The sequence below is a fragment of the Oceanobacillus sp. HCA-5259 genome, assembly GCF_037892815.1.
Classification (GTDB): Bacteria; Bacillota; Bacilli; order Bacillales; family Amphibacillaceae; genus Oceanobacillus; species Oceanobacillus indicireducens.
In genome coordinates this window covers 43,823-53,210 of sequence record NZ_JBBKBV010000023.1, presented here as the reverse complement: position 1 = coordinate 53,210, position 9,388 = coordinate 43,823, and the positions used below count along the sequence as shown (strand labels likewise).

Sequence of the window (9,388 nt, the reverse complement as noted above, 5' to 3'; positions counted from 1 at the left end):
AAAAAGTATTGCTTCTCTACTCAGAGAGGGCTTTCTGGAAGTATGAGACGAAAGTAACTGATTTTTCCCGATTGACGCGGGAAAATAACGTTAGAAAGTGATCTCCCAGAACTCCAGGTCTTCCAGGACTAAATCATAAGGATCTTTCATATCAGACCAGCGAATGTGGCGCTTTTTTGAAATGGCGGATTCCTCTTTACCGTTTAAACAAGTGAAATACTCTACAACACCGCTTGCCTGGAGAACTTCTTCTATATAAGCATGCAGAATGCCTAAACACTTCGCTTCCTCCGCCGTCCCTCGTAACTGAAGTTTCAACGGGATGTCGCGAGCATCGGCCGCTACTTGATGCTTGAAGGAAAAGTGCGGACTATAGGAGAATCTATCTTTTAATCCGGGATCATAATTGTTTTCAAAATGTAAGTGGGCAAAATCCAATTCACTCTTAAAGATATTCGGTTGTTCAGGCGCTAAAGATGACTGTCCAAACGAACCTTTTGGCAGTCTGATAGGTGAAGCGAGATAAATATATTGAGTCATCGGTGTTTTCCTCTCTTAGCTTTTAAGATTTATCACTTTATACCAACACTCGAGAAAATAATTCCAATCATGAATGCTATTATTATAAAGTTTAAGATAGAAAGAATGATTTTACTTTTTAATGATAACGAATCGAAACGTTTAAATAACGTAAACGCTAAAAATAATAAATAGCCTAGAATAGGAAGACATATGATGCTCGCTAGGACATCAACCTTAGTAAATGGTGGGCCAAGATGAATGTTGTAAAAATAATTCACGATGATAATCAACCCAAATAATATCGACTCCTGAATAAGAAACTTAACATAATGCAAGTTGCATTGCTCCTCAACCTCATGTTTTTTTATTGCCCTACTTTGCTGATTTATAACGAAAGACGAACAGCGTAATGGCATTTAATAGAATCGTCACGATGAGCAAAACTGTGGCAGCAAAAACGACCGCGCCAGCTGTATCCATCAGAGCAGCCCAATCCTCTATTTTCACGAGATGATAATTGTAAAACATCTGGAAACATAGCGAAATCGCACAAGCACTCAAACTGAGAATGGAAAGCGTAATCCAATTCGTATTGTTAGTGCTTCTATATTTCAATAGACTGATGACAGGCAGGATCCAAGCAATCAGTCCAAGTACGAGACTCCCAACATTAAGCAAACCAATCATATGTAATTTCCCCTTCTATTTTTCTTTTCACTCCGCGGTGTTTTTCTTCGTATCTTTATCATCGAAAACAATTTCGAGTGTGGCAATAAACAATGCAATGATAATCTCTGTTTGAAGCGATAGTGTGATACTCCTCATCAGCTCATCCACTGTAAAGATGACAACCCAGTTCGTGATTGCCTCGATAAGGAATCGGATCATGAGCACTTTTGCTTTTCCCGTCATATTCCGGACGGACAATTTAAATATCACGTTGGAAAATATCTCGAATAGAAGGCCGATCACAAGCAAATTAACAACAAAAATAGCTAACGACCAGACCGAATCATACTGGACACCGAGCACTTTAAAAACACCCGCAAGCCCAAAGAAATAAAGTCCAAATATAAAACCTGCGACAAACAGTATGAGAAGTCCTATTCCTACAACGGTTGCGACTTTTTCTTTTTTATTCATATTACGAAATGAATAATCATTGGATTCTGGCATAACTGTATTTCCCCTTTTGTTTTTCTATAACTTCATGCTGTATATATTAAATGGAGTGGTAATCTCGGTTTCACGTGAGGACAGCCGCTCATTCGAGTATTCCCCATTTCCAACTTCATGTAAAGTATTGATCGATTTCTGCCCGATTGCTTTCATCCAACCAATCCGCATATTTTTCATAAATAGGGCGTATCGCTTCTCTATCCCTCGCGATCACCTCACACCCTCGATCATCATACATGTAAAAAATAATATTTCTCGTCGTGTTCATAAAGAATATATCCGGCTCCTCCAAGTTAGATGGATTATGTATGCTTGGCTTCAATGACGGAAAATCCTGATTGCAAATTGCCTTTATTAAAATAGAATACCGGATGTCTTGCTTACGGCATCGTAAAGAAAATTGGCATGTATATTTTTCTTCCTTCTCCTCGTCGTCCTCAAACATATAAGGTAAGGTTGCTTGTGTTAAACGAGAGCGAACATCTTTACTTTTAATATAATGAAGATATATCCCAAGCTTTCTTCTCTTCTTTCTCCTTTCCTTTTTATACCGATAACTATTCGTTACCAATAGTATTTCATCTTCGGCTGAGAATAGGTCGTGAAACAGGGAGATGGCTTGATGATAGACGGTTTGAAAATAAACTGGATTTAGCTCGTCACTCCCCTCTTTGAATGGATAAAGCCCTTTGGCTAGTTCAAGATGAAGACTTGGTTTCCATTCGGAGCTGAGGTTTGGTTTTAGCGTTAGGCCTGGGAAGTTTGTTTGGATATATTTTTTTAATTGCATTATGTATGGTCTCCGTTCTCGTACAATCTGTTTAGCTTTATATGTTAATGCTCTGCTTTTTCATTCGACTTCTAATCTAGTTCCTATATTGCATTTTACCATTCTTTGTTATTTATATTAATTCGTAATACGGAATTGTTTAGCTGAAGGTTTCGGGTTGGAGGTATTTTTTTATAATGCATGAAAACAACCCTTCTCTATTATGAGAAGGGTTGAGAAAAATTTGATTATATTACGTTCGGTTCCTTTTAACTACGCTATCATGTTATGGTCTTATCAATTATTGTACATGAAATCAGTCACAAGAAGGTAGGCCCATATTGCGACAACGAGACATAGTAGATAGGAGAATTTTAAATAGTTTATTCGCCCCTAGAGATGACCTATCTTTACTCCCCAGTTTCTGCAAAACGTTTAATACGCTCTCCTATTTCATCCCGAACACGCTGAAATACGGCCCATTTCTCTTCAGGGGTTCCCTCCGCTTTTGCTGGATCATCAAACCCCCAATGTTCTCTTTTTACATGTGGCGGTGTCATCGGACAACGGTCAGCTGCATCACCACAAAGGGTCACTGCTAACGTGGCATTATGAAGGAACTCCACATCAATTAATTCTGATTGCTGGTTCGAAATATCTATCCCTACTTCATCCATAGCTTTGACAGCTTTTGGATTTAATCCGTGTGCTTCCATACCAGCACTCTTAACCACCCATTCTTCTCCAAGCAGTTTCTTCGCCCACCCTTCTGCCATCTGACTTCTGCAAGAGTTCCCGGTACATAAGAAATAGATTGTTTTTTTATCCATATCAATGCTCCTTTTTAAAAAATAATCAATGTTACATATAGACCTAGTAACGTGATAAACAGGATTGGTATCGTTAAAATAATTCCAGTCCTGAAATAGGTTCCCCAAGAAATTTTGATACCTTTTTGCGATAATACGTGAAGCCAGACTAACGTTGCCAAAGAACCAATCGGCGTAATTTTCGGACCTAAGTCAGACCCTACAACGTTAGCATAGACAAGTGCTTCTCTTACTACACCAGAAGTATCCGTTTCGGCAATTGCCAACGCATCAATCATCACGGTCGGCATATTATTCATAATCGATGATAAGAAAGCAGCAATGAACCCCATTCCAATTGTCGCAACAAACAAGCCCTTTTCAGCAGCAATCTCAATCAAGCTTGACAGTGCAGATGTAAGACCGGCATTTCCAAGCCCATATACAACGACATACATTCCGATGGAAAAGAACACAATATCCCACGGGGCACCCTTTATTGCTTTTTTTGTATCGACAGCAGGACTTTGTCTGCCCATTATAATGAAGAATATAGCAATCGTTCCAGCAATAATGGAGACCGGTACATGGATGAATTCACTCGTAAAGTAGCCAATTCCTAATAAACCAAGGACATACCATGATAGACGAAACATTTTATTGTCCCTAATAGCTTTTTTAGGTTCATCCAATTTAGAAACATCATATGCCTTTGGAATATTTTTCTTAAAGTAGATAAGCAGTACGGAAATCGTTGCTATCAACGAGAAAAGGTTTGGTATAACCATACGTGAAGCATATTGAACAAATCCAATACCAAAGAAGTCAGCTGATACGATATTCACTAAGTTACTAACAATAAACGGTAATGAGGTTGTATCTGCAATAAATCCACTTGCCATAATAAAGGGAAAGATCATTTTTTCTTTAAACTGTAAATTCCGTACCATTGCCAGTACAATCGGTGTGAGTATGAGTGCAGCACCATCATTCGCAAATAAGGCGGCAACAATCGCACCTAAGATACTAATATAGACGAACATTTTTATCCCATTTCCCTTTGCAAATCGCGCCATATAAAATGCAGCCCACTCAAACAATCCTACCTCGTCTAATAGTAAGGAAATTAGAATAATAGCCACAAAGGCAAGTGTCGCGTTCCATACGATTTCCGTTACTGCAATTACATCACTAAATCCGACAACTCCTGCTAATAAAGCTACAACTGCCCCGCCCATCGCAGACCAGCCAATGTTTAATCCTCTAGGCTGCCAAATGACAAGGACTAGGGTAGCTATAAATATTAAAAGTGCGAGTATGAGCGTTGCCTGCAACATGATACCTCCCATTTAACAACATGAAATTCTTGTACCTTCTTCTTCCAATTTTTTTATCCGATAATTTTGGTTCGGTAATTGTTTCAAAACGGATTGTATGAAAGCATAATATTCATGGTTGTTATTCATCGAATAAAAAATCCATTGTCCCCGTCGCTCTTCTTCTACAAGCCCCAAATCTTTCAGCTTGCGTAAGTGCTGACTAATCGCCGGCTGACTAATTTGAAAGATTTCTACAAACTCACATACACAACAAGCATGCTCATCCATTAACTTCAACATGGTCAGACGGGTCTCGTCGCCAAGCAGTTTTAAAATAATAGATGCTTTATCTATTTCAATCGTTGTTTGCAAAATAGCTGTTCCTCCTTTTTAGTTGGGTTGATATATAAGTATATAATTATTTACTTATGTAGACAACGAAAAAGTAATTGTTAAGTTATGGGATGTACACGAAAAAACACACTGACATATTGAATGGACAGTTCGATATTCCAAGCTCTGTAGCCGCCTGACCAGGCGTCATTAGATAGTCGGTGTGATAATGGTATGTAATTTCTTTTCCACCTATCTTATAATACCAATCTTCCAAATTGAATTTCAATTCTCCAAACTCAAGGTCTGTGTAGCTTTTTTCCATTTTTCGAAGGGATTGTAACCAATAGCTTAAATCTTTAAAGTTCTTATCAGAAGAGATATACGAGTAATTATAATAGACATGATTAAAGGTTATACTTTTGATTCGGTCTTTAAAAACATTCATCATGCGTATAATCAAGCACATCAAGGACAACAAGAGTCTGTAATATCTATTTTAAGGATAAGGAGGATATGTATGAGGTATTCAAACGCGACAATCAGCCCCCTTAATTGACTATAACAGATTTTTAACCCTTGAATAAGCACAACATAACTGTTACACTCACCATAGAGATTAAACTATAACAACCTGAAAATGAATACAGAAATATACCGAATGAACTTTAGTCAAGATTGGAGATTTATATGATTACTCTTCACAATGTTACCAAACGATATGGCACGTTTAAAGCGATTCAGTCAATATCATTAAACATTAAGGCTGGTGAAATTCACGGTATTATTGGTGCAAGCGGTGCAGGAAAATCAACGCTGTTACGTATGATGAATTTACTTGAAAAGCCTGATGAAGGCGATGTCATTATTAATAATAAAAAACTCAACCATTTAAAAAGTAAAGAGATTCGTCATATACGTCAGTTGTTAGGCATGATTTTTCAAGGATATCATTTAATTGGCAATAAAACGGTTTTTGATAATGTCGCTGTGGCATTAGAAATAGCTAAAATAACAAAGAAGGACCGAACAGAACGCGTTATGGAGAGCTTGCGTTTCGTCGGTCTAGAAACATATAAAGATCAATATCCTAGCCAACTTAGTGGTGGACAAAAACAGCGTGTCGCTATTGCACGCGCAATTGTTAATAATCCTAAAGTGTTGTTATGTGACGAACCAACATCAGCACTTGATTCAAAAACGACAACAGAAATACTTGAGGTACTAAAACAAATTAATCAGCAATTTAACGTAACAATCGTTATTGTGAGCCATGAGTTGGAAGTCATTCGAAGCCTTGCTGAGCGAGTGACAGTTATGGCAGATGGTCAAATTTATGATGTAGTAGACATAGAGCCGACAGGTGTAAATAAATTTGAAAAAGGTGCAGCAGCATTTGTCGAACAGCTGAAGTCAGGGGGAGATACCAATCTTTCCTGATATATTAATTAAGTATCAATCTGAGATTTGGGTGGCGATTGGCGAATCATCTATTATGGTAGGATTTTCAGTAATAGCAGCATTGTTAGTTGGACTACCCATTGGAACATTTTTATTTTTATGTCGCAAAGGGCAATTGCTTGAGAACAGACTCGTTTTTTCATCATTAAATTTAATCGTGAACATTATTCGATCATTCCCATTTTTATTGCTCGTTATTTTTATGATTCCATTTACTCGTTTTGTTATGGGGACAGCAATTGGCACAGCTGCCGCAACACTTCCAATGATGGTGATCGCAATTGCGCACTACTCACGTCTTGTGGAGCAATCCCTTCTTGACGTACCAAAGGGGGTGATTCATGCAGCTGTTTCAATGGGAGCATCCGTCAAAGATATTATTTTTAAGTTTTTATATGTTGAAGCACGTTCTGCACTCGTTCTAAGTATGACAACATCTACAATTAGTTTTATTTCTTATTCAACGATTATGGGGGTTGTCGGTGGTGGCGGAATTGGAGACTTTGCCATTCGCTATGGTTATTTACAATATCGCACAGATTTAATGATTTATATCATTATCATTATCGTAATATTTGTACAACTGATCCAATATGCAGGAATCACTTTAGCAAGAAAAATAGATAAACGATAGAAAGAAGGGAACAATCTATGAAAAAATCACTTTTCGTAATGATCGCCGCACTTGTAACTTTACTCGTTGCATGTGGTGATAACCAAGATAATAATACAAATGAAGAAAATAACGCACAAACATTAAGAGTTGCAGCTGTAGAGTCACCGATGACAGATGTTGTAGAAATTGCAAAAAAACTTCTCGCTGAAGATGGTATTGAGCTAGAAGTTGTGGAGATGGGCGATTATATTCAGCCAAACGAAGCATTAAAAAATAAAGAGATTGATGCAAACTTTTCACAGCACATACCATTTATGCAACAATTTAATGAAAACGCAGATGGTAACTTAGTTGACGTTCAACCGATTTATTTTGCTAACTTCGGTCTTTATGCAGATGGATATGAAAGTATTGATGAATTACCTGATGACATAACAATTGGTATTGCCAATGATCCATCTAATGTTGATCGCTCTTTACGCTTATTGGATTCACATGGTTTAATTGAGTTAAGTGAGATTGACGGAGAGCAATATGGATTAGAAGATATCATAGATGACTCACACAACTACAGTTTTGAGCAAGCAGAAATTGCTTCGTTATCACGTTTATACAAAGATGTGGATGGTGTCATTATGAATCCAACGCATGCGAGTCATTTAGATTTAACACCGGCTGATGATGCGCTTATCACTGAAAAAGAAGACAATAAATTTGCTATTACATTAGTAGCCCGCGAAGATAACGTAGATTCAGAGTTAATTCAAAAATTATCTGAAGCAATGACAAGTGCAGAAGTACGAGAGTTTTTGGAGGAACGTGAAGGAGAATCAGCAGTTCCGGCATTTTAAAACAGAAAATCTTCACTCTTCCTATCTTTTGAAGGGTACTTGGAAAGCAGGTACACCCTTCCGTTAACTAAATTAGAACATACATGATATTTTTTATCACTCGAATGAATTTCATAATTACCAAAGTCAGCTTCACCATCACCATATGTAGTTGGGAACGAACCAACTCAACTACATATGGTGATGGCGAAGCATTAAATACGTATTATGAAATTCATTAAATTTAGATAAATTAACTTTTTTGTATCCAAAATATTGACGTAGATCCACTTCTTTATTTGACCACATGGGGAATTCGAATATTAGGAATTGGATATGAAATAATATAACGTGCAGCCAAGACGGCGCATCAAGCTATTGCAGCTTGCTAAAAAGTCCAAAAAACCTTATTCCTTCATTTGTCGGAATAAGGTTTTTTTGTTATGCAAGAATAAACTGGAATGATCATCTATTATTTCATCTTATCCGGCAGCTGGTGAATGGAATCGATGAGCAGGTTGAGCTTCCCTTCGATCCGGTAGAGTAAATAAAAAGTCACCGCAATCGGGAAGCCAACTTCCGCGACAAACGAATACCAAGCATCCATCTCTCATCCCTCCTTCTTGAAAGTGATTGATTCATTTTCTTTAATATGGCGCAAGACCCCAATCGTCCAGATGAACAATTGGGGCCCCGCTAATCTCTAGATTTTAATAAATCTCGATTTCTTCTGTTATCTGTTCAACGACACGAGCGCCTCGTTTCGCAACTAATTCACCGCCACTGGAATTGAACGCGTTCTGGGCAATAACCGTATCCATTGCCTCGTTTACTGCCTCATGGTCGATTGGCTCAACCGGGTCATCCAGTGTATACGTGACGACTTTTCCTTCTTGGTTTTCAAATTGCATTTGTAACCTTTTCATGGTCCCCCTCCTCTCTGTAGTTGATTGGTTCGCCTGGAGTTAGGCTGCGTGTTCGAGCTTAGCCTTCGCGAATCTCGGAGTTGTCACGACGGTTGATCTGCGTGAGCGGGTGCTGCTGCAACCCTTCGAACGCAATCGCGATTTCATATAACTGATCCGCCGTTGCGCTCGTTTTCACGTTGTTAAAGCTCTTATTCTTGTACGTGGAATTACCCGATTCCGGGTCAACTCCTGTCAGAAAAACGAGTTGCAGTGTCGACTGTGTTAAGTCTTGTGCTGCCATGTGCCTCACCTCCCTTTCAACTCTATAATCGAAGGGGGGTGGGGATTGGGGGTGTGAGGGACGAAACTTTTTTGGAAATAGTTTATTCTGTGGGTGGAAAAAATAATCATTCCAGCCAATATCGTTCAGATAGAAGGGAATAACAATGAATAAAGAGGAAGAGAAGGAAATTCCAGTATTGAAATCAATTTTGAGAGGTTTCTCAAATAAAATAAGCGATAGTTCCATTATCAGATCCACCGCTCCGGTATTCAAGATTTCAATCCCATAGGATCCTCACCAATATTGTGATATGCACGAAGAAAATATACTGTAAATGGGCCTTAAAGTCTTGGAGTGAC

General features: G+C 38.2%; 15 protein-coding genes. 3 read left to right on the top strand and 12 right to left on the bottom strand.

Going from position 1 to position 9,388, the window contains the following annotated elements:
• Positions 1-90: 90 nt before the first annotated feature.
• From WKU33_RS12845 to WKU33_RS12805, 9 genes are all read right to left on the bottom strand, one after another.
• Positions 91-540: a hypothetical protein gene (locus WKU33_RS12845; RefSeq protein ID WP_340454991.1), complete on the bottom strand. Its 450-nt coding sequence runs from the start codon at positions 538-540 to the stop codon at positions 91-93.
• 32 nt (positions 541-572) lie between these two features.
• Positions 573-857, bottom strand: a complete 285-nt coding sequence (locus tag WKU33_RS12840) for a hypothetical protein (protein WP_340454989.1) — start codon at positions 855-857, stop codon at positions 573-575.
• Between the two features lie 37 nt (positions 858-894).
• Entirely contained in the window at positions 895-1,209 is a 315-nt protein-coding gene (locus tag WKU33_RS12835) for a hypothetical protein (protein WP_340454987.1), read from the bottom strand.
• Between the two features lie 27 nt (positions 1,210-1,236).
• Positions 1,237-1,698, bottom strand: coding sequence for a regulatory YrvL family protein (locus tag WKU33_RS12830; protein WP_340454986.1), 462 nt, complete (start codon positions 1,696-1,698; stop codon positions 1,237-1,239).
• A 115-nt stretch (positions 1,699-1,813) separates the two neighbouring features.
• Positions 1,814-2,491: a DUF3885 domain-containing protein gene (locus tag WKU33_RS12825; protein WP_229782716.1), complete on the bottom strand. Its 678-nt coding sequence runs from the start codon at positions 2,489-2,491 to the stop codon at positions 1,814-1,816.
• Positions 2,492-2,880: 389 nt separating this feature from the next.
• Complete coding sequence (gene arsC / locus WKU33_RS12820; protein WP_340454984.1) at positions 2,881-3,300, bottom strand: arsenate reductase (thioredoxin); 420 nt, start codon at positions 3,298-3,300, stop codon at positions 2,881-2,883.
• Positions 3,301-3,314: 14 nt separating this feature from the next.
• The gene (locus WKU33_RS12815; RefSeq protein ID WP_340454982.1) at positions 3,315-4,628 is read right to left on the bottom strand and encodes an arsenic transporter; all 1,314 of its coding nucleotides are present in this window, start codon (positions 4,626-4,628) and stop codon (positions 3,315-3,317) included.
• Entirely contained in the window at positions 4,629-4,973 is a 345-nt protein-coding gene (locus tag WKU33_RS12810) for an ArsR/SmtB family transcription factor (protein ID WP_188858052.1), read from the bottom strand.
• 82 nt (positions 4,974-5,055) lie between these two features.
• Positions 5,056-5,256 carry a hypothetical protein gene (locus WKU33_RS12805; protein WP_188858028.1) on the bottom strand — a complete coding sequence of 67 codons (201 nt, stop codon included), beginning with the start codon at positions 5,254-5,256 and terminating at the stop codon, positions 5,056-5,058.
• Positions 5,257-5,621: 365 nt separating this feature from the next.
• Between WKU33_RS12805 and WKU33_RS12800 the strand changes: the two genes are divergently transcribed.
• From WKU33_RS12800 to WKU33_RS12790, 3 genes are read left to right on the top strand one after another with little or no spacing between them, the layout of a single operon-like run.
• On the top strand, positions 5,622-6,371 hold the full coding sequence (locus WKU33_RS12800) for a methionine ABC transporter ATP-binding protein (RefSeq protein WP_340454979.1): 750 nt from the start codon (positions 5,622-5,624) through the stop codon (positions 6,369-6,371).
• A gap of 55 nt (positions 6,372-6,426) precedes the next feature.
• On the top strand, positions 6,427-7,026 hold the full coding sequence (locus tag WKU33_RS12795; protein WP_340454976.1) for a methionine ABC transporter permease: 600 nt from the start codon (positions 6,427-6,429) through the stop codon (positions 7,024-7,026).
• A 17-nt stretch (positions 7,027-7,043) separates the two neighbouring features.
• Complete coding sequence (locus WKU33_RS12790) at positions 7,044-7,859, top strand: MetQ/NlpA family ABC transporter substrate-binding protein (protein WP_340454974.1); 816 nt, start codon at positions 7,044-7,046, stop codon at positions 7,857-7,859.
• A gap of 451 nt (positions 7,860-8,310) precedes the next feature.
• Here the strand turns inward: WKU33_RS12790 and WKU33_RS12785 are convergent, their stop codons facing one another.
• The 3 genes from WKU33_RS12785 to WKU33_RS12775 all read right to left on the bottom strand — a co-directional run bounded on the left by WKU33_RS12785 (position 8,311) and on the right by WKU33_RS12775 (position 9,047).
• Positions 8,311-8,445, bottom strand: a complete 135-nt coding sequence (locus WKU33_RS12785) for a YvrJ family protein (RefSeq protein ID WP_188858022.1) — start codon at positions 8,443-8,445, stop codon at positions 8,311-8,313.
• A gap of 103 nt (positions 8,446-8,548) precedes the next feature.
• On the bottom strand, positions 8,549-8,764 hold the full coding sequence (locus WKU33_RS12780; protein ID WP_188858020.1) for a DUF2922 domain-containing protein: 216 nt from the start codon (positions 8,762-8,764) through the stop codon (positions 8,549-8,551).
• A gap of 58 nt (positions 8,765-8,822) precedes the next feature.
• Positions 8,823-9,047: a DUF1659 domain-containing protein gene (locus WKU33_RS12775; protein ID WP_188858018.1), complete on the bottom strand. Its 225-nt coding sequence runs from the start codon at positions 9,045-9,047 to the stop codon at positions 8,823-8,825.
• Positions 9,048-9,388 lie beyond the last annotated feature (341 nt).